General features: G+C 74.3%; 22 protein-coding genes and 1 pseudogene. 10 read left to right on the forward strand and 13 right to left on the reverse strand.

Annotated elements, in window-relative coordinates:
* Positions 1-798 carry an acyltransferase gene (locus tag ACZ4V6_RS11895; protein WP_467825455.1) on the reverse strand — a complete coding sequence of 266 codons (798 nt, stop codon included), beginning with the start codon at positions 796-798 and terminating at the stop codon, positions 1-3.
* Between the two features lie 107 nt (positions 799-905).
* Here ACZ4V6_RS11895 and ACZ4V6_RS11900 point away from each other — a divergent pair, with 107 nt between their 5' ends.
* Positions 906-1433 carry a gamma carbonic anhydrase family protein gene (locus tag ACZ4V6_RS11900; protein ID WP_467825457.1) on the forward strand — a complete coding sequence of 176 codons (528 nt, stop codon included), beginning with the start codon at positions 906-908 and terminating at the stop codon, positions 1431-1433.
* Positions 1434-1456: 23 nt separating this feature from the next.
* Here ACZ4V6_RS11900 and ACZ4V6_RS11905 read toward each other — a convergent pair whose 3' ends face one another.
* Together ACZ4V6_RS11905 and ACZ4V6_RS11910 are read right to left on the reverse strand one after the other, a co-directional pair.
* Positions 1457-2092, reverse strand: a complete 636-nt coding sequence (locus ACZ4V6_RS11905; protein WP_467825645.1) for a DedA family protein — start codon at positions 2090-2092, stop codon at positions 1457-1459.
* A 144-nt stretch (positions 2093-2236) separates the two neighbouring features.
* Positions 2237-2674 carry a DUF4442 domain-containing protein gene (locus tag ACZ4V6_RS11910; protein ID WP_467825647.1) on the reverse strand — a complete coding sequence of 146 codons (438 nt, stop codon included), beginning with the start codon at positions 2672-2674 and terminating at the stop codon, positions 2237-2239.
* Between the two features lie 93 nt (positions 2675-2767).
* On the opposite strand from ACZ4V6_RS11910, the gene ACZ4V6_RS11915 reads away from it, so the two are divergent.
* Positions 2768-3154, forward strand: coding sequence for a DUF8017 domain-containing protein (locus ACZ4V6_RS11915; RefSeq protein ID WP_467825459.1), 387 nt, complete (start codon positions 2768-2770; stop codon positions 3152-3154).
* 100 nt (positions 3155-3254) lie between these two features.
* Positions 3255-4295 (forward strand): DUF8017 domain-containing protein, encoded by a 1041-nt coding sequence (locus ACZ4V6_RS11920; RefSeq protein WP_467825461.1) that lies wholly within the window; start codon positions 3255-3257, stop codon positions 4293-4295.
* A 27-nt stretch (positions 4296-4322) separates the two neighbouring features.
* Here the strand turns inward: ACZ4V6_RS11920 and ACZ4V6_RS11925 are convergent, their stop codons facing one another.
* The 4 genes and pseudogenes from ACZ4V6_RS11925 to ACZ4V6_RS11940 form a co-directional block, all read right to left on the reverse strand.
* A complete protein-coding gene (locus ACZ4V6_RS11925) occupies positions 4323-5168 on the reverse strand; it encodes a spermidine synthase (protein WP_467825463.1) in 846 nt (281 codons plus the stop codon).
* A 60-nt stretch (positions 5169-5228) separates the two neighbouring features.
* Positions 5229-6410: an elongation factor Tu gene (gene tuf / locus ACZ4V6_RS11930; protein WP_467825465.1), complete on the reverse strand. Its 1182-nt coding sequence runs from the start codon at positions 6408-6410 to the stop codon at positions 5229-5231.
* A 91-nt stretch (positions 6411-6501) separates the two neighbouring features.
* Complete coding sequence (locus tag ACZ4V6_RS11935) at positions 6502-6648, reverse strand: hypothetical protein (RefSeq protein ID WP_467825467.1); 147 nt, start codon at positions 6646-6648, stop codon at positions 6502-6504.
* 85 nt (positions 6649-6733) lie between these two features.
* A pseudogene (locus ACZ4V6_RS11940) lies at positions 6734-7456 on the reverse strand (DNA alkylation repair protein).
* A gap of 49 nt (positions 7457-7505) precedes the next feature.
* On the opposite strand from ACZ4V6_RS11940, the gene ACZ4V6_RS11945 reads away from it, so the two are divergent.
* From ACZ4V6_RS11945 to ACZ4V6_RS11955, 3 genes are all read left to right on the forward strand, one after another.
* A complete protein-coding gene (locus ACZ4V6_RS11945) occupies positions 7506-8285 on the forward strand; it encodes a TVP38/TMEM64 family protein (RefSeq protein WP_467825469.1) in 780 nt (259 codons plus the stop codon).
* Positions 8286-8477: 192 nt separating this feature from the next.
* Entirely contained in the window at positions 8478-9353 is an 876-nt protein-coding gene (locus ACZ4V6_RS11950; RefSeq protein WP_467825471.1) for an undecaprenyl-diphosphate phosphatase, read from the forward strand.
* Between the two features lie 64 nt (positions 9354-9417).
* Complete coding sequence (locus tag ACZ4V6_RS11955) at positions 9418-9597, forward strand: hypothetical protein (protein ID WP_189231143.1); 180 nt, start codon at positions 9418-9420, stop codon at positions 9595-9597.
* A 50-nt stretch (positions 9598-9647) separates the two neighbouring features.
* Here ACZ4V6_RS11955 and ACZ4V6_RS11960 read toward each other — a convergent pair whose 3' ends face one another.
* Together ACZ4V6_RS11960 and ACZ4V6_RS11965 are read right to left on the reverse strand one after the other, a co-directional pair.
* Entirely contained in the window at positions 9648-10388 is a 741-nt protein-coding gene (locus ACZ4V6_RS11960; RefSeq protein WP_467825473.1) for an SDR family oxidoreductase, read from the reverse strand.
* A 58-nt stretch (positions 10389-10446) separates the two neighbouring features.
* A complete protein-coding gene (locus tag ACZ4V6_RS11965) occupies positions 10447-11049 on the reverse strand; it encodes a DUF4291 domain-containing protein (protein WP_467825475.1) in 603 nt (200 codons plus the stop codon).
* A 151-nt stretch (positions 11050-11200) separates the two neighbouring features.
* On the opposite strand from ACZ4V6_RS11965, the gene lnt reads away from it, so the two are divergent.
* The gene (gene lnt, locus ACZ4V6_RS11970) at positions 11201-12775 is read left to right on the forward strand and encodes an apolipoprotein N-acyltransferase (RefSeq protein ID WP_467825477.1); all 1575 of its coding nucleotides are present in this window, start codon (positions 11201-11203) and stop codon (positions 12773-12775) included.
* On the opposite strand, the gene ACZ4V6_RS11975 is transcribed toward lnt, so the two are convergent.
* Positions 12699-13604, reverse strand: coding sequence for a Gfo/Idh/MocA family protein (locus ACZ4V6_RS11975; protein WP_467825479.1), 906 nt, complete (start codon positions 13602-13604; stop codon positions 12699-12701). The genes lnt and ACZ4V6_RS11975 overlap by 77 nt on opposite strands.
* Before the next feature lie 13 nt (positions 13605-13617).
* Positions 13618-14799 (reverse strand): FAD-dependent monooxygenase, encoded by a 1182-nt coding sequence (locus ACZ4V6_RS11980; RefSeq protein WP_467825480.1) that lies wholly within the window; start codon positions 14797-14799, stop codon positions 13618-13620.
* Between the two features lie 95 nt (positions 14800-14894).
* Here ACZ4V6_RS11980 and ACZ4V6_RS11985 point away from each other — a divergent pair, with 95 nt between their 5' ends.
* The 3 genes from ACZ4V6_RS11985 (at position 14895) to ACZ4V6_RS11995 (ending at position 16642) form a co-directional block, all read left to right on the forward strand.
* Positions 14895-15485, forward strand: a complete 591-nt coding sequence (locus tag ACZ4V6_RS11985) for a TetR/AcrR family transcriptional regulator (RefSeq protein ID WP_467825482.1) — start codon at positions 14895-14897, stop codon at positions 15483-15485.
* A 49-nt stretch (positions 15486-15534) separates the two neighbouring features.
* On the forward strand, positions 15535-16047 hold the full coding sequence (locus tag ACZ4V6_RS11990; protein WP_467825484.1) for a DinB family protein: 513 nt from the start codon (positions 15535-15537) through the stop codon (positions 16045-16047).
* A 112-nt stretch (positions 16048-16159) separates the two neighbouring features.
* Positions 16160-16642 (forward strand): hypothetical protein, encoded by a 483-nt coding sequence (locus ACZ4V6_RS11995; protein ID WP_467825486.1) that lies wholly within the window; start codon positions 16160-16162, stop codon positions 16640-16642.
* A 35-nt stretch (positions 16643-16677) separates the two neighbouring features.
* Here ACZ4V6_RS11995 and ACZ4V6_RS12000 read toward each other — a convergent pair whose 3' ends face one another.
* A complete protein-coding gene (locus tag ACZ4V6_RS12000) occupies positions 16678-17202 on the reverse strand; it encodes a hypothetical protein (protein ID WP_467825488.1) in 525 nt (174 codons plus the stop codon).
* Between the two features lie 121 nt (positions 17203-17323).
* Complete coding sequence (gene ung, locus ACZ4V6_RS12005; protein WP_467825489.1) at positions 17324-18007, reverse strand: uracil-DNA glycosylase; 684 nt, start codon at positions 18005-18007, stop codon at positions 17324-17326.
* Between the last annotated feature and the right edge of the window lie 48 nt (positions 18008-18055).

Here is an 18055-nt window from a genome sequence, read left to right on the forward strand (position 1 = left end):
TCAGCCCTCGGCCGCCGGCTCCGCGAGCTTCCCCGCGGTCCCCTCGTCCAGCTCGGCCAGCCGGGCCACCGCCTCCTCGTCCAGCCGCGCCAGTGCCCGCAACTGCTCCGGCGTGACCCCGTCGGGCACCGGCACGGGGGGCGGGGTCCGCATCGGCGGCTGCCAGCCCTCCGCGGGCGTCCAGCGCCGCACGACGCGGGCGGGCGCGCCCGCCACCACGGCATGGTCGGGGACCGCGCCCCGGACCACGGCGCCGGCGGCGACCACCACGTTCCGTCCGATCCGCGCGCCGGGCAGGATCACCGCGCCGGTGCCGATCCAGCAGCCGGAACCGATCTCCACCGGCTCCATCCGGGGCCACTGCTTGCCGATGGGCTGGTGCGGATCGTCGTAGGAGTGGTTGGTGGAGGTGACGTAGACGTACGGGCCGAAGTAGCAGTCGCTGCCGATGGTGACGGCGGTGTCGGCGATGACGTGGCTGCCGCGGCCGAGGACGACTCCGTCGCCGATGCGCAGGATCGGCTCGGGGCCCAGGTCGAGGTCCGGCATGAGGCCGGCGGTCAGGGTGACCTGCTCGCCGATGATGCAGTGGGCGCCGACGTGGATCCAGGGCTCGCCGAAGACCGTGCCGAGCGGGAAGGCGAGCCGGGTGCCCGTGCCCAGGGCGCCGAAGCGGAAGCGCCCGGGGTGCGCGGCGGTGACGGAGCCGGTGCGCTGCACCCAGGCCCAGCCCGCGTGGACGGCGCGCTGCGCGAGGCGGCTGGACCAGGACGAGAACGTGTTCTTGCGCTTCGGCACCCGCACACGGTACTCAGCACGCGGTGCGGGGGAGGCGCCGGAGGCCTGTGATCTTCACCCCACCGGGTGGCGTACGGTGCACTGCATCACCCGACCAGGAGGCGATGATGACGCAGAAGGCACTGATCAAGGGCATCGGCGGCAAGGACCCGAAGGTGGACGCGGAGGCCTTCGTGGCGCCGACGTCCTCGGTCATCGGGGACGTGACGCTGCACGCGGGGGCGAGCGTCTGGTACGGCGCGGTGCTGCGCGGCGACGTCGAACGGATCACCGTCGGGGCGAGCAGCAACGTCCAGGACAACTGCACGCTCCACGCCGACCCCGGTTTCCCCGTCACGGTCGGCGAGCGCGTCTCCATCGGGCACAACGCGGTCGTGCACGGGGCGACCGTCGAGGACGACTGCCTGGTCGGCATGGGCGCCACCGTCCTCAACGGCGCGGTGATCGGCGCCGGTTCGCTGGTTGCCGCCCAGGCGCTCGTCCCGCAGGGCATGCGGGTGCCGCCGGGCTCCCTGGTCGCCGGTGTGCCGGCGAAGGTGCGGCGGGAGCTGACGGAGGAGGAGCGTCAGGGCGTCACGCTGAACGGGACGATGTACGCGGAGCTGGCGAAGGCCCACGGCGAGCTCCACGACTGAGCGGAGGGACCCCGCCGGGCGCGTCAGTCGCCGGCGGTGACGGGCTCCGGTTCCGGCCGGGCCTTCGCCGCCTTGCGCCTGACGACGAGCATGGAGGCGACGCCGATGACGACCGCGGCCACCAGGCCCAGCCACGAGAAGCGCTTGAGCCAGGACTCGGCGACGACGCCCACGTAGTAGATGACGGCGGTGGTGCCGCCCGCCCAGACGATGCCGCCCAGGACGTTGGCGATCAGGAACTTCCAGTAGGGCATCCGCAGCACGCCGGCCAGCGGCCCGGCGAAGATGCGCAGCAGGGCGACGAAGCGGCCGAAGAACACCGCCCACATGCCCCACTTCTGGAAGGACCGCTCGGCGGTGGCGACGTGCCCCTCGCTGAAGTGCCTGGGGAACTTCCTTCCCAGCCAGGCCAGCAGGGGCCGGCCGCCCCTGCGGCCGATGGCGTAGCCGATGGAGTCGCCGATCACCGCGCCCGCGCTGGCGCAGGCGCCGAGGATCACCGGGTCGACGCCGCCGTGCTGGGAGGAGAGCAGGGCCGCCGAGACCAGGATGATCTCGCCGGGCAACGGGATGCCGAGGCTCTCCAGACCGATGACCAGTCCGACGACGGCGTAGACGGCCGCCGCGGGCACCGTGTCGAGCCACTCCTGGACGTGCAACGCCACACCCTCCGATTCGCGTCCCTGCCGTGCGCGGGTGCCTGCCCCGCCGCTTCCCGGGTGCGCCTCAGCCGAGGCGCACCCGGGAAGCCTACCGGTCCGCGCGTCCGTGCCCGGCCCGGGCCCCGGCCGCGGGCCCGCGGCTCAGCCGTTGGGCCGCAGGGTCCACACCACGGTCATCTCCCCGGTGACCGCCCCGTCCTCGCGCCGGATGGCGACGCTCACCGGGAACTCGGGGCGCCTGCCCTCGTCCAGTTCCGCGACGACCTCGGCGATCGGCCGGCCGAGGGTGGCGGTGGCGGTGACCGGTCCCAGGGCGATCTTCTTGAACGCGATCTCGGCGGTGACCGGCAGCGGCACGGCGCGGGAGAGCTGGTCGCCGAAGGCGGCCAGGACGATCGCTCCGCTGGCCGACTCGCCCAGCGTGAACATGGCTCCGGCGTGCGGCCCGCCGACGTGGTTGCGGTACTCGCTCTGGTCCGGCAGGGCCAGGACCGCCTTCTCGTGGGTGGTCTCCAGGTACTCGAGGTTCAGGGTCCGGACCATCGGCACCGTGGCGGCGAGCAACTCGCCGATCGACATCTGATCTGCGCTCATGGCAGCAGGTTACCCACGAGTAGCATCCAAGGGCCAGGCCCGGACGCCCTCGGCGACCGCCGTGTGCTCGCCGCCCGGATGGCCAAGGGAGCAGCCGTCCGCCGGGGTCCGCACTCCGGGCGGCGGCGAGGACGACCGGGCGCAGGCCGGTCCGACCCGGCGGAGCGGGTCTGCGGGGCGCTCGCCCGGCCCGGCCGGGAGAAGACCACGACGGAGCCGGTGGTCCCCTTCCCCACCGCCTCCGGCATCACGGGCGGCCTGGCCGCCTCCCGGCCGGCCGGGGTCGTGGAGAAGGGCGGATGCGACGTGGACGGCAAGGCCACGACGTTCGCCTTCGGGTCCGCCGACGGCGGCCTCGTCCCCTGGTCGTCCGCCGGCCCGGCGCGGGTCGGCGACGAGGCGCCGGACGCGACGGCGCGGGAGATCGCCCCCACCGTCCGGGAGTTCACGCCGTCGGACTCCTGAGGAACCACGGCGCGGCCGGCCGCGCCGGACCGGTTTCGGTACGGCCCTGACGAGGCCCGGTGACCGAATCGTGTCCGGCGCCGCACTAGGGTGACTGCTCATGTGGCCAGGACAGCAGCCGCCCGGGGGCGAGCAGAATCCGCAGAGCAACCCGTACCAGCAGCCGGGGTACCAGCAGCCGAATCCGTACCAGCAGCCCGGCTACCAGCAGCAGCCCGGCCCGTACGGACAGCAGCCGCAGTGGGGCTCCGGCCAGCCCCCGGGCAGGCCGGAGCCGCCGACCGTCGTCGGCAGCGGCGGCAGCGGCAGCGGCGGTGGCGGCAACCGGACGAAGCTGGTCGCGATCGTCGCGGCGCTCGCCGTGGTGGTGACCGCCGGCGTGACCGGATTCCTGGTGCTGGGCGGCGACGAGGACGACAAGGCCGACGACGGCAAGGGCACCAAGCCGTCCGCGAGCTCGTCCGCGGACGGGTCCGACGCCCCGACGGCCGGTCCGAGCGCGTCCGGCGACGACAACCCGCGTGCCGGCGGCGAACTGAAGCCGACCGTCGAGGGCTGGAAGGTCGTCGCCAACCCGCGCTTCGGCACGCTGTTCGACGTGCCCGCCGACTGGGAGATCGACAGCACCGACACGAGCGTCGGCTTCGAGTGGGAGGAGGACGGGAAGACGGACCGCACCACCGTCACCGCCCCCGCCTACCTCAAGTCCGAGTGGTGCACCGAGGACGCGAACAAGGACGGCCGCAAGGAGAGCACCGCCCTCGTCACCGCCGGCACCCGCGGTGAGGACGGCGCCAAGGACACCGCCATGGCGGCCGAGACCCGGGTGCCGTGGTGGATCTACGGCGGCTACACGGAGCCGGACAGGAAGAGCGTCAAGTACGACAAGCCGAAGGACTACACCACGGCCTCCGGCATCAAGGGCAGCGTCGCCACGGCCCACTCGGAGGGCACCCCGCAGAAGGGGAAGTGCGACAGCGAGGGCAAGGCCATCACCTTCGCGTTCAAGAACGGCGCGGGCGACTTCGTCACCTGGAACCTCTACGGCGCCAAGGGCGTCAAGGACGAGATCCCCGAGGCGACGGTCCAGAAGATCCTGAGCACCGTACGCCTGACCGAGGACCCGCCGACGGAGGCCTGAGGCCTGCCGGCGTGCCGCACCCGCCGCTCAGCCGATGCCGAACGCCCCGGCGGGAGGCTCGGGCGACGGCCGGGCGTCCTCGTCCCGCACCGGCCGCGCGTCGCCGATGAAGTCCCGCAGGGCCGGCCCGTGTTCGACGCGGGCCGGGAAGGCGTCGGCGGCGGTGCGCCGGGCCAGCGCGGCCGTGTCGAGGGGCCGGTGCGCGGCGACGAGCACGGCGTTGCCGAAGCGGCGTCCGCGCAGCACGCCCGGTTCGGCGACGAGCGCCAGTTCCTCGAAGAGCGTGGCGAAGGCGGCGAGTTGCGAACGCAGGAACGCGAACGGCGCCGCGTCGGCGAGGTTGGCCAGGTAGACGCCGTCGCGCCGCAGGACCCGCTCGGCCTCGCGGGCCCACGCGAGGGACGTCAGGTGCGCGGGCACGCGGGAGCCGCCGAAGACGTCGGCGACGAGGACGTCGGCCGAGTCCGCGGGCGCCGCCTCCAGCCAGGCCCGGGCGTCCGCGCCGTGCACGGTGATGCCGGCGCCGTCCGGCAGCGGCAGGTGCTCGGCGACCAGGTCCAGCAGACCGAGGTCGGCCTCCACGACGTCCTGCCTCGAGCCGGGCCGGGTCGCGGCCACGTACCGGGGCAGGGTGAGCGCGCCCCCGCCGAGGTGCAGCACGTCCAGCGGACGGCCCGGCTCCGCCACGGTGTCCAGGGCGTGGCCGAGCCGCCGCGCGTACTCGAACTCCAGGTGCGCCGGCTCGTCCAGGTCGACGTACGACTGCGGCGCCCCGTCGACGGTGAGCAGCCAGGCCCGCCGCCGGTCGACGTCGGGCATGAGCTTGACGGTGCCGTGGTCGGTGACGCGACCGACGGGTACGGCTTCGTTCACTCCCTCATGGTCCACTCCTCCATTGTGCGGCCGGGCAGCACCGGCAGGGGCGCGGGGGGCTCACCCGACGGCCGTCACCGTGCCCGCGCCCACGGTCCGCCCGCCCTCGCGGACGGCGAACCCGAGCCCCGGCTCCAGGGGCACCTCACGCCCCAGCTCGACCGTCATCGTGACGGTGTCACCGGGCCGGGCGACGGCGGTCTCCCCGAGGTCCACGGCGCCGGCCACGTCCGCGGTCCGGATGTGGAACTGCGGCCGGTATCCGGTGGTGAGCGGCGTCGACCGCCCGCCCTCGCGCGCCGACAGCACGTACATCCGCGCCGAGAAGCGCCGGGCGGGCACGACGCTGCCGGGGGCGGCGACCACATGGCCGCGGCGCACCGCGTCACGGGCGACACCGCGCAGCAGCAGCGCCACGTCGTCCCCGGCCCGCGCCTCCTCCATCGGCCTGCCGAAGGTCTCCAGACCGGTGACGACCGTCCCGACGGACGCCCCGAGCACCTCGACCCGGTCGCCGACGCGGACGGTGCCGCGCTCGACCGCGCCGGTGACGACCGTGCCGCGGCCGGTGATGGCGAGCACGTTCTCCACGGACAGCAGGAACGGCGCGTCCAGGTACCGCTCGGGCATGGGCACATAGGTGTCCACGGCGTCGAGCAGCGCCTCGACGGACGCCGTCCAGCGCGGGTCGCCCTCCAGGGCCTTCAGCCCCGAGACCCGGACGACGGGCACGGTGTCGCCGCCGTAGCCGTGCGCGGTGAGCAGTTCGCGGACCTCCAGCTCGACCAGGTCGGTCAGCACCGCGTCCTCGCCGCCCTCGACGGCGTCGGCCTTGTTGAGCGCGACCACGATGTGGTCGACGCCCACCTGCCGGGCGAGCAGGACGTGTTCGGCGGTCTGCGGCATGATCCCGTCCGGCGCGGAGACGACGAGGATCGCCCCGTCGAGCTGGGAGGCGCCGGTGACCATGTTCTTGACGTAGTCGGCGTGGCCGGGCATGTCGACGTGCGCGTAGTGCCGGGTGTCGGTCTCGTACTCGACGTGCGCGAGGTCGATGGTGATGCCGCGCGCCGCCTCCTCCGGGGCGCGGTCGATGCGGTCGAACGGCACGAAGGTGCCGGCGCCGCGCCCGGCGAGGACCTTGGTGATGGCGGCGGTCAGGGTGGTCTTGCCGTGGTCGACATGGCCCATCGTCCCGATGTTCAGGTGCGGTTTGGTGCGGACGTACGCCGTCTTGGGCATGGCGGTACCTCGAAGCCTCGTGGCGGTGGTGGGGACCCCTGGGGCCGGCCGCCCCTCCCCCTGCGGGGTCCGCCGGACGATCCGGGGAGGGTCAGCCTCGGGCGCCGTCGGCGGCGGCCGGGAAGAACGGGAGGAACGGGAGGAACGAGAAGAAGGGGAAGAGCGGGAAGAAGGGGACGGCGGCCTTCGGGACATCCGCGACCGCGGATGCTGCGAGGGGGAAGGCGTACCGGAGCATGACGCCGATCATCGCCGACGCTTTGTCCCACGTCGAATGCTTTTTTACGGCACGGGTGTTCGATCGACGCGCTTCCCGTCCGGCGCTACGGGCCGGTGTTCCGCAGCGCCTCCCGCACGGACAGCGGGGCGAGGGCCCGCCCGCGCGCGGTCACGAAGGCGCGGACCGCGCACGGGGCCGGTCCTGGCGTACTCGCGCAGGCACCAGCCGACGGCCCTGCGGACGAAGAAGTCGGGGTGGCCGGACCGGCGCAGGCAGTAACCGAAGAGGCGGTCGGTGTCGGTGCGTTGCTCGTAGCGCAGTCGGTGGAGCAGGGCGGCGCGCACCGGCCGGAGGCCCTCGTGGGCGATCCAGGCGTCCACGCCGGCCGTGAGGCCGCGGCCGGCCGCGACCGGTCCTCCGGCGACGTGCGCGGCGAGCAGGCCGACGGTGTCCCACCAGGGGACGGTGGTGAGCAGATGCCGGACCACGGGGAGGAAACCGGAGGAGTAGTGCGTCACATGACGGCGCAGGAGATCGACGGCGAAGTAGTGGTGCTCGCGCTCGGGCAGGCGCCGGCAGCGCAGCGCGATCGCGGCGCAGTCCGCCTCGCCGGGGCGGGCAGGCCGTCCAGGACCGTGCGGGACAGGGCGCGGCGAACAGGCGAGGTCAGGCCCAGGAAGGGGGCCACGTCCCTCATGTGCGCCCGCGTCCCGGCGGCCCGTCCAGGGTCGGCGGCACCGGCGTGCACGGCGGTGAGCCGCTCCAGCACGGTGTCGGCGAGGGGGCTGTGCGGCACGTCCGGAATTCCCGTGTCTGTGACGCTCATGAGACGCACCCTACGGCGATCACACACATATGTCGGTTAGTGTCACCGGATGCTCGATGCCACCACCCGCTCTGGGGGCACCATCACGGCCTCTCCCCGGGCCGCCGCGACGGAGCTCGCCGTCGCCGCGGCCGCCGGGCCCGTCGCACCGACCGGTCCCATCGCCCGCGTGACGAGAGTCCTGCTCTCCCCGTGGTCCCGCTTCTCCCTGCTCGTCGCCCTGCTCGCGTCGGCCGGGACGGCGGTGGTGCTGTTCCAGCCGCAGCGGTTGCTGACGAACGGCTGGCCGCCACAGCTCGGAGGCGCCGCCGCGGCGCTCGCCTACGCGGTGGCGTACGGGCTGTGCACCGTCGCCTTCGTCCCGCGTCCGCTGCTGAACCTGGCCGCGGGCGCCCTGTTCGGCTCGCAGCTGGGCCTCGCCTCCGCCCTGGCGGGAACGGTGCTGGGCGCCGGGGTCGCCTTCTGCCTGGGCCGGGTCCTCGGCCAGGAGGCGCTGCGTCCGCTGCTGCGGGGCAAGTGGCTGAAGGCGGCGGACGGGCAGCTCAGCCGGCACGGCTTCCGCTCGATGCTGGCGGCGCGGCTGTTCCCGGGGGTGCCGTTCGCCGCCGCCAACTACTGCGCGGCCGTCTCGCGCATGGGCCTGCTGCCGTTCCTGCTGGCGACGGCCCTCGGCTCGATCCCGAACACCGCCGCCTACGCCGTCGCCGGGGCCCGCGCCTCGACGCCGACCTCACCGGCCTTCCTGATCGCCCTGGCCTGCATCGCCCTGCCCGGGCTGGCGGGCGCGGTGGTGGCCTGGCGCAGGCGTCACCGGCTGCGCGGGCGCTGACGGAGGGCCCGTCCGGGCCGACGGGGTGCGCGAAGGGGCCCGGCCGTGGTCCCGGGCCCGTCACCCCTGTCGTCCGGCCTTCATTCCGGGGCGCTACGCTGCCCCTCGACACGCCTGATCCTGATCACCGCGGACGGTGGCTCGGTGTGTCCATCGACCGTTCCTCGATCGGCACTTGGACTCCGTAACTTCATGTCTTGGTTTGAATCCCTCGTCCTCGGACTCGTCCAGGGGCTGACCGAGTTCCTCCCCGTCTCGTCCAGCGCGCACCTGCGGCTGACCGCGGCGTTCTCCGGCTGGCACGACCCGGGAGCGGCCTTCACGGCGATCACCCAGATCGGCACGGAGGCCGCCGTCCTCATCTACTTCCGCAAGGACATCGGGCGGATCATCTCGGCGTGGACCCGCTCGCTCGCGAGCAGGGAGATGCGCGGGAACCCGGACGCCCGCATGGGCTGGCTGGTGATCATCGGCTCCATCCCGATCGGTGTGCTCGGCCTGACGCTGAAGGACCAGATCGAGGGGCCGTTCCGCGACCTGCGCGTCACCGCGACCATGCTGATCGTCGTCGGCGTGGTCATCGGCATCGCGGACCGCCTGGCGGCGCGCGACGAGCAGGGCGGCCGGCACCGCGCGCCGAAGCGGCGCAAGGAGCTGGACGACCTGGGCGTGAGGGACGGCCTGATCTACGGGTTCTGCCAGGCCATGGCCCTCATCCCGGGCGTCTCCCGGTCCGGCGCGACCATCAGCGGCGGCCTCTTCATGGGCTACCGGCGCGAGGCCGCGGCCCGGTACTCGTTCCTGCTCGCGGTCCCCGCGGTGCTCGCCTCCGGCCTGTTCGAGCTCAAGGACGCGATGGAGAGCGACCACGTCTCCTGGGGTCCGACGCTGTTCGCGACGGTCATCGCCTTCGGCACCGGCTACGCGGTCATCGCGTGGTTCATGAAGTTCATCTCGACCAAGAGCTTCATGCCCTTCGTCTGGTACCGCATCGCGCTCGGCGTCGTCATCATCGCCCTGGTCGCGGCGGGAGTCCTCAGTCCGCACGCCGCGGAGTCCTCGGGCTGAGGGGCATATGCCTGCGTAGCCGTCCGGTAGCGCAGTGTCAGTGCTTGCCCCTAGGCTTGTCCGCATGTCCCCCGATTACGTGACCCCTGGTTCCGTGCGTTCCGCCGCGGAGCTGAACGACCAGATCCGTGCCCTGTGGCGACGTGCGGGCGGATCCCTGTCGGCTCAGGAGCGCGTGGAGTACGAGCTGCTGGTGGTCGAGTGGGCCGCCGCGATCCGCTGCGAGATCATCGAGGCCGCCTGAGCGGCCGGAAGGCCGGCCCGTGAGCAGGCGCTCCGGGCCGTGTCGACGTCTCAGCGCCCTCCCGCGACACGCAGCACCGTCCCCGTCGTGTACGACGCGTCCGGCGACATCAGCCAGGCGACGGCCGCGGCGATCTCCTCGGCCCGGCCCGCGCGGCCCAGGGGAACGGCCGCCCCCATCCGCCGGGCCCGGTCCGGGTCGCCCATGGCGGCGTGCATCTCGGTGTCGATGACGCCGGGGGCGACGGCGTTGACGCGGACACCGGCCGGGCCGAGCTCCTTGGCCAGGCCCACGGTCAGGGCGTCGACGCCCGCCTTGGACGCCGCGTAGTGGACGTACTCCCCCGGGCTGCCGAGGGTCGCGGCGCCCGACGACACGTTGACGATCGCGCCGCTCCCCCGCGCGGTCATCAGCTGAGCGGCGCGGCGGGCGCACAGCAGCGCGCCGAGCAGGTTGACGTCGAGGACCCGGCGCAGGTCCGCGGTGTCGCTGTCGGCGAGGCACCCCAGCGGACCGGTCACCGCCGCGTTGTTCACGAGGCCCGTCACCGGGCCGAGCTCCCGCTCCGCCACCTCGAAGAGGCGCTCGACGTCGGCCTCGGCCGACGTGTCCGCCCGCACGACGAGGGCACGGCCGCCGGCCTCCCGCACCCCGTCCGCGACCGTCCCGGCGGCCGCCTCGTCACGGACACAGCCGACGACGACGTCGTGCCCGTCGGAGGCGAGGCGCAGGCAGGTCGCCGCGCCGATTCCCCGACCGCCTCCGGTGACGACCGTGACGGGACGCGTCATGAGAACCTCCTGGGCGAGTTCGTTTGATCGATCATCGATCATCCTAGGCGGGGATTCCTCATCCGCCCAGATGCGCCAGAGCGTCCTCGTCGAGGGGAAGCGGCCGTTCCTCCGGCAGCAGCGCGGCGGCGCGCCCGTCCCGGCCGGCCCGGACGAGCCCGTGGATCTCGGCCGCGAGCGGCGTCACGTCCTCGATGCCCACGATCCACTCGTCGGCGTACCGCGCCGCCGCCTCCCCGGCCAGGCCCAGCTGCAGCGACCGGTACGGCAACGGGGCGAGGCGCAGATCGCGTTCGGGGTCCCACTGCACGCGCGCGGGGGCCTGCCGCAGCCGCCGCCGCCAGGACTCCTTGTCGCCGTGCAGCTCGGGGACGTGGTGGGACAGGCAGGCGTTGCGCAGTGCCCAGACGAAGCCCTCCCGCCGGATCTCGACGGCGAGGACCGTCTCCTGGCCCTCCTTCGTGCCCCATCCGCAGCGGTACATCATCCACAGGAACGACGGCTTGATCCAGGTCATGCGGTCGCGTTTCCAGGACGGCGGGAAGCGGCCCTCCCGGGCCGCCGCGCGGCCGATCTCCGGGCGGTAGGCCTGGTACACGGTGACCGTGGAGCCGGTGTGGCGGGCGCGGACGCGGAAACGGGGTTCCTGCTGATCGTTCATGCCGGACAGCATCGGCGCCCGCACCCGCCCGGGGCCACCGGATATCGCCCCGGGGCGGTGCCCGCCCGGTCGGCGCGCCGCCGGTGTGATCAACTGAACGGGTTCGTACCGAGAGCGCACACCGAAGGCACCACGGGGTAGGGAGCCGCCCATGAAGACGCCCGGCCACTGGCTCACCTCCCCCCTGCGGCGCTCGGCCGTCGCCGCGCTCGCCGGCGCGCTGCCCGTCCTCGCCTTTCCCGCCCCGTCGCTGTGGTGGTGGGCCTGGGCGGCCCTGGTCCCCTGGCTGCTGCTGGCCCGCAGCGCGCCGACGGGCAGGCGGGCCGCGTACGACGGCTGGTGCGCGGGGTTCGGGTTCATGCTGGCCATGCACCACTGGCTGCTGCCCAGCCTGCACGTGTTCACGTTCGTCATCGCCGCGCTGCTCGGCGCGTTGTGGGCGCCGTGGGGATGGCTGGTACGGCGGCTGCTGGGCGGGGCCCCGTCGGGCGGCGGGGTCGCGGCGGCGCTGGTGGTGCTGCCGTCGGGCTGGCTGGCCGTGGAGCTGGTCCGGTCCTGGCAGGGGCTCGGCGGTCCCTGGGGCATGATCGGCTCCAGTCAGTGGCAGGTCGCCCCGGCGCTGCGGCTCGCCTCGGTCGGCGGGGTGTGGCTGCTGAGCTTCCTGGTGGTGGCCGTCAACGTGGCCGTCGCCGTCCTGGTCGCCGTCCGCCGGGCCCGGGTGCCCGCCGTGGCCGGGCTCGCCGTCACCGCCGCCGCCACCTCCGCCGCCTGGGTGTGGGCGCCGCGACCCGACACCGGGGAGCGGGTCGCCGTCGCCGTGGTGCAGCCCGGCGTCGTCGCCGGCCGCGACAGCGCCGACCGGCGCTTCGACCGGGAGGAGGAGCTGACCCGGGGGCTGGCGGGCCGGGGCGCCGACCTGATCGTCTGGGGTGAGAGCAGCGTCGGCTTCGACCTGGACGAACGGCCGGACCTGGCGCGGCGGCTGGCGGCCCTGTCCCGGGAGACCGGCGCGGACGTCCTGGTCAACGTGGACGCGCGGCGTTCGGACAAGCCCGGTATCTACAAGAGCTCGGTGCTCGTCGGCCCGGACGGCCCGACCGGCGACCGGTACGACAAGATGCGGCTGGTGCCCTTCGGGGAGTACGTGCCGGCGCGCTCGCTGCTCGGCTGGGCCACCTCCGTCGGCAAGGCGGCCGGCGAGGACCGCAGGCGCGGCTCGGAGCAGGTCGTGATGGACGTGGGGAACGGGCTGCGGATCGGCCCGATGGTGTGCTTCGAGAGCGCCTTTCCCGACATGAGCCGGCATCTGGCCGCCGACGGCGCCGAGGTGCTGCTCGCCCAGTCGTCGACGTCGACGTTCCAGGACACCTGGGCGCCCGCGCAGCACGCCTCGCTCGCCGCGCTGCGCGCCGCCGAGACCGGCCGCCCGATGGTCCACGCGACGCTGACCGGTGTCTCGGCCGTCCACGACGCGACGGGTGCGCGGATCGGCCCCCGGCTCGGCACCGACGCGAGCGCGGCACGGGTCTACGACGTGCCGCTCGCGCACGGCACCACCCCGTACGTCCGGTTCGGCGACTGGACGGTGCACGCGGCGCTGCTGGTCCTGGCGGCGTGGGCCGTCGGCGACGGGGTGCGGACGCTGCGGCTCAGGCGGTCGGATCCAGCACCGCGCGTACCACCCGCTCGCACAGCTCATGGGTCTCCAGCGCGTCCCGGGCACTGAGCACCGTGCCCGAGCGCACGGCGTCGAGGAAGGCGAGCACCGCCTGCTCGATGCCGCGCTGCCGGGCCACCGGGACCCAGTCGCCGCGCCGCCGCACGGTCGGCTGGCCCTTGTGGTCGATCACCTCGGCGAGGTTGACCACCTGACGCTTGGTGTCCTGGCCGGAGACCTCGAGGATCTCCTCGGCCGAGCCGCTGAGCCGGTTCATCACGCCGAGCGCGGTGAAGCCGTCCCCGGCGAGCTGGAGCACGACGTGGTGGAGCAGGCCGTTCTCCACGCGGGAGCGCACGGTGACGTCGTCGACCGGGCCGGGCACCAGGAACCGCAGGGTGTCGACGACGTGGATGAAGTCGTCGAGGATCATCGTGCGCGGCTCCTCCGGGAGCCCCGTGCGGTTCTTCTGCATGAGGATCAGTTCGCGCGGGTGCTCGGCGCACTGCGCGTACCCGGGGGCGTGGCGCCGGTTGAAGCCGACGGCGAGGCTCGTGCCGCGCCGTTCGGCGAGCTCCACCAGCCGCTCGGAGTCGGCGAGTTCGTAGGCGAGCGGCTTGTCGACGTAGGTCGGCACGCCCGCCTCCAGGAGTCTCGTCACGATCTCGGGGTGGACCGCCGTCGGCGCGTGCACGAAGGCGGCGTCGAGGTCCTGGGCCAGGAGGGAGTCGAGGTCGGCGTGGCGCTGCGCCTGCGGGACGCGCAGGCCGTCGGCGACGCGGGTGAGGGTCGCGGGGGTGCGGGTCTGCAGGTGCAGCTCGGCACCGGGCAGGACGGCGAGCACCGGCAGGTAGGCCTTCTGCGCGATGTCGCCGAGTCCGATGCAACCGACCTTCACGGGATGTGCTCCTCTAACGCTCGCCGGCCCGGGTCCGCTGCGAAGCATACGGCGCCTGCGGGGGCCGCCAGTCGGCGATGCCGTCGAAGCTCCGCAGGAACAGCGCGGGGCCGGTCCTCGACACCGCGGTGATCATGGCGTCGCGTACGGCGGTCACGGCGCGGTTGCCGGCCATGTTGAGCCGGGCGACCCTGACGGCCTGCCGCGCGATCGCGGTCGTGCGGGGCAGCCGGGCGGCCGTGTAGGCGGCGAGGTCGTCCCTGTGGTGGGCGAGCACGATCGCGTCCTCGATCGCCTGGTTGCCGCCCTGGCCGAGGGTCGGCGGCATGGCGTGGGCCGCGTCCCCGAGGAGGGCGACCCGGCCGCGGTGGTAGGCGGGAAGGGGCTCGGCGATGTGGTGGACGTCGTGGCGCAGGACGTCCTCGGGGCGGGCGGCGGCGAGGACGGCGGGGATCGGGTCGTGCCAGTCGCCGTACCGGTGCAGCAGCTCCGCCCGCTCGTCCGCGGCGTGCCCGCCCGCCGCGGTGACGGCGGCGGCGTACGCGTAGACCCGGCCGTCCTCGAGGGGGTGGGTGCCCCAGATGCGGCCCCGGCCCCAGGTCTCGTGGGAGGCGAACGCGACGCCGGGCAGCGGGACGACCATCCGCCAGGTGGTGAAGCCGGAGTAGACGGGTCCGGGGTGGCCCGGGAACAGCGTGCGGCGTACGGCGGAGCGGATGCCGTCGGCTGCCACGACCAGGTCGGCCTCCAGCTCGCCGTCGGGTGTGCGCACGCGGGCCGGCCGGTCGCGGCCGCCGGGGTCGGCGAGGGTCGCGGCGGCGCCCGTGCGGACCGCGCCGGGCGGCAGCCGCGCGGCGAGGCGGTCGACGAGGCCGGCCCGGTGCAGCAGCACGAGGGGGCCGCCGAACCGGGCCGCCGCGGCCTCGGCGCTGGACCGGGAGAGCCAGCGCCCGCCCGGGGTGCGCAGGCCTCCGTCACCCTGCCAGGCGGCGAGGTCGCGGATCTCGTCGCCGAGGCCGACGACGTCCAGGGCCCGCAGCGCGTTGGGCGACAGGGAGATGGCGGCGCCGGCCGGCTCCAGGGCCGGGGAACGCTCCAGCACGGTGACCCGCACACCGGCGCCGTGCAGGGCCGCCGCCGCGGTGAGTCCGCCGATCCCGCCGCCGATCACGACGGCCCGCCCGGTCCCTGCCATGGTTCCTCCTCGCGTCCGCCCCGTCGGCACTACAGATGTAGTGAACCGATGCCTCGACTGTACTACAGCCGTAGTGCGCCCGGTAGGTTGGCCGCATGCCCGACCGCACCGCATCCCCCGCCCGCGCCGGCCTCGTCGCCGACGCCGCGCTCGCCCTGCTCGCCGAGCGCGGGATGCGCGGCCTCACGCACCGCGCGGTCGACGAGGCGGCCGGACTCCCCCAGGGCTCCACCTCCAACCTCGCGCGGACCCGGCAGGCCCTGCTGGAACTCGCGGTGCGGCGACTGGCCGAACGGGAGGCGCGGGTACTGGCCCTGCACGAGATGCCGGACCCGCGCGACGGCCTCGACGCCCTGGTGGACGCGCTGGCGCTGGCGACGCACCGTGCCCTGACCCGCAACCGCGAACTCACCCTGGCGCGCTACGAACTGGCCCTGGAAGCCACCCGCCGACCCGGACTGCGGGCCTACTTCGACGCCGCCGGCGCCCGCTTCCGCGACCAGCTCGGCGCCCTCGTCACGGCGATGGGCTCGACCGACCCGGCCCGTCACGTGCTGTCCCTCGTCGCCTGGGCGGACGGGCTGATGTTCTCCTGCGTGGCCGGGTCGTTCAGCGCCGAGGCGCCGCCGCTGGACGACGTACGGGCGGACCTGCGGGAGCTGATCGGCGGGATGCTGAGGCGGTGACGCGCACAATTCCCTGGTGGATCACGTGGGGTCGGGCCAGGATGAGGACATGACCACCGACCGCCGGGAACCCGCGACCGACGCCGACGAACGCACCATGCTGGAGGGCTGGCTGGACTACCACCGCCAGACCCTCGCCCAAAAGTGCGAGGGCCTGACCGACGCTCAGCTGAGGACCGCCGCCGTGGCCCCCTCCGCCCTGTCCCTGATGGGACTGGTGCGGCACATGGCCGAGGTGGAGCGGAGCTGGTACCGCAGGGTGCTGGCGGCCGAGGAGGCCGAGCCGATCTACTACAGCGACGAGGACCCGGACGGCGAGTTCCACCTGACCGAGGCGGACACCTGGCAGGAGGCGTACGCCACCTGGCAGGCCGAGATCGAGGCCGCCCGGCGCATCGCGGCCGGCTTCCGGCTCGACGAGATCTCCCGGGGAGAGCACCGGCGCACCGGTGAGCGGTACAGCCTGCGCTGGGTCCACACGCACCTGATCGAGGAGTACGCGCGGCACAACGGCCACGCCGACCTGATCCGCGAGTGCCTCGACGGCACCACCGGCGACTGACGTCACCCATCGCGGACGCGGTGCCTCCGTACGGGGCCGGAGATCACCCGTGCGGGGCAAACTCCGCCCGTCCGCCGTCGCGGAGCGGGCCCGACCCGCCAGAGTGGCGCGGGTGCATCGAACGACGACCACCACAACGCTGCTGCTGACCGTGGCCGCCTCGGCCCTGACCGGCTGTACGACGGTCCAGCCCGCGTCCGGTCCGGCGGCCGGCGCCCGCCCCTCCGCGCCCCGCACGGACGGCCCGGCCGGGCCGCGGGCCGTGCAGGACCCGGCCCGCGAGGCGCTGGAGAGGACCGGCTCCTCCCCGTCCTCCGGCCGCGTCTCGGACGAGCCGCGCCGTACGGCGCGCCCGGCGCCGCGCAAGCCCCCGGCCGCCCGCCCGGATCCGCAGCCACGGCACGCACGCCCCGAGGCGCCCCGGCTGCCGGGCGGATTCGCTCAGGAGCCCCGCGTCGACGTCCCCGGCCTCTCCGGACCGGCCGGCGGAGGCGCCGGCACGGGAGCGGACCTGTGCTCCCTGGGCAGGCAGTACGGCGGCTGGCGGCCCGGCAGTCCGGAGGCGGCCATCTGCGAGCAGACGTACGGCCGCTGAGTCCCCGCCGACCGGGACCGCACGGCGCGCGCCGTCTACGGCCGCCGGCGCGGCGGCCCCCAGGGCCCGTCCGTCGCGGGCCCGCCGTCGCCGAGCCGCGACTCCAGGCGGCGGATCGCCGCACGCACGCCCTCGCCGTAGCGGTCGTGGGCCAGGGCCTCGGCCGCGTCACGGGCCCGCCGCAGATGCACCCGGGCGGCCTCGTGGTGGCCGAGGCTGTCGTAGTCGGCGGCCAGCTCCAGGTGCAGTGAGGGATACAGGGCGCGGGCGGCGGGCACGCCCTCGTGGTGCTCGCCGCCACGGCCCTGGGTGATCTCCTCGGCGGCGGCCAAGGCCCTCAGGTCCCACGCCAGTTCGTCCCCCGGGTCGTCCTGGGTGTCGGCCAGGTAGTGGGCCAGGGTGCAGCGGTGCAACGGGTCGCCGTGCTCGCCGATCTCCGCCCACAGGGCGAGGTAGCGGTGCCGGGCCTCCTCGCGGTCGCCCGCGTGGTGCAGCATGACGGCCTGTCCGATCCGCGTCGGCACGGTGTCCGGCGCCGCCTGCTCCTGTCCCTTGGCCACCACGTCCTCCGTGCCCCTCGTCGGCTGTCCCCGACGACGCTAACGGCAGGCACGGGTCTTCCAGGTCAGGCGGCCCGTGACGCGCGGGCCGGCCGGCGGACGACCGGCCCCGGACGCCGGTTCAGCCCAGGTCGGGGATGGTCCAGTCGATCGGCTCGTGTCCCTGTTCGGCGACCGCCTCGTTGATCTGCGTGAACGGGCGGGAGCCGAAGAACTTCTTCGCCGACAGCGGCGAGGGGTGCGCGCCCTTGACCACCGCGTGCCGCGTCTCGTCGATCAGCGGCAGCTTCTTCTGCGCGTAGTTGCCCCACAGCACGAACACCGCCGGGTCGGGCCGGTCGGCGACCGCGCGGATCACCGCGTCGGTGAACAGCTCCCAGCCCCGGGACTTGTGCGAGTTCGCCTCGCCGGCCCGGACCGTGAGCACCGCGTTGAGCAGCAGGACGCCCTGCTTCGCCCAGGGCATGAGGTAGCCGTTGTCCGGGATCGGGACGTCCAGCTCCGCGTGCATCTCCTTGTAGATGTTGCGCAGCGACGGCGGGACCTTCACGCCCGGCCGGACCGAGAAGCACAGCCCGTGGCCCTGCCCCTCGCCGTGGTACGGGTCCTGCCCGAGGACCAGCACCTTCACCTGGTCGTACGGCGTGGCCTCCAGCGCGGCGAAGACCTCCTCGCGCGGGGGGTAGACGGGGCCCTTCGCCCGCTCCTCCTCGACGAACTCCATCAGCTCCTTGAAGTAGGGCTTCTGCAGTTCGTCGCCCAGCACCTCGCGCCAGGACTCGGGCAGCACGGCGTTGTCGGTCACGTCAACTTCCTCACGGTGGGCGGTCGCTTCCAGTCCTCAGAACCTACC

The organism is Streptomyces sp. NPDC029152, assembly GCF_055564355.1.